This window comes from Granulicella sp. dw_53 (assembly GCF_018449545.1).
Taxonomy (GTDB): domain Bacteria; phylum Acidobacteriota; class Terriglobia; order Terriglobales; family Acidobacteriaceae; genus Edaphobacter.
The window spans coordinates 1-855 of record NZ_JAAVUR010000047.1; the positions used below are offsets into that span (position 1 = coordinate 1).

Here is an 855-nt window from a genome sequence, read left to right on the forward strand (position 1 = left end):
GACAAACCGCAAGCCACAGGAGGACGGACTTCCCCGGCAGAGACGTTCATGTAGTCCCGGATTAAAACTTCCATCTTTTTGCATCTCGGACGAGACGGCGCCCATCTCTACTGTAACGGTTCGCAAGTTCTGGAACCGTTACAACGCGGTTGAGCTTTTACGCGTTTCGCGAATTCGCTTCCTACCCCGAATCATGAAAGGAGTTTAGTTATGTCAACCAACAAAACAGGTCGCTTCATCAACAAGTCCGTATTGATCACAGGTGGAAGCAGCGGCATCGGCCTCGCGACCGCTGCAGCATTCATCCGAGAAGGTGCGTCGGTCGCAATCGTCGGCCGCGATCAGGCTGCTCTTGACGAGGCCGTCAAGCAACTGGGTTCGTCCGCCTTTGGTATCCGCGCTGACGTCAGCAAGCCCGAAGATATTCAGGCGATGTATAAGGCCTTCCAAGGCAAGCACGAGAAGTTGGATGTCCTTTTCGCGAACGCCGGCATCCTGAAACTCGGCTCCGTCGCCGAGACCTCCGAGTCCCTCTTCGATGAACTTTTCAATACAAACATTCGTGGTGCCTTCTTCACCGCAAAGCATGCCTTGCCAATCCTCAATGACGGCGGAGCCGTGGTCTTCACAACCTCCTTCTTCGATCAGGTTGGTGTTCCGGGAACATCCCTTATCTCTGCGACCAAGGCTGCTCTCCGGGCGCTCACCCGCACACTAGCGGGAGAGTTGATCACGCGCAACATCCGCGTCAATGCAGTGTCACCTGGCATGATCGACACCCCGCTCGTCACGAAACTGGGTCTGACCGAAGACCAGGTTCAGGAGATTAGCAAGGCTTCGCTGCAGAAGATTCCA

At 55.2% G+C, this 855-nt stretch carries 1 protein-coding gene; it reads left to right on the forward strand.

Going from position 1 to position 855, the window contains the following annotated elements:
* Positions 1–210: 210 nt before the first annotated feature.
* Positions 211–855: SDR family NAD(P)-dependent oxidoreductase (locus tag HB393_RS24900; protein ID WP_213807928.1), on the forward strand; the 645-nt coding region annotated here is incomplete at its 3' end.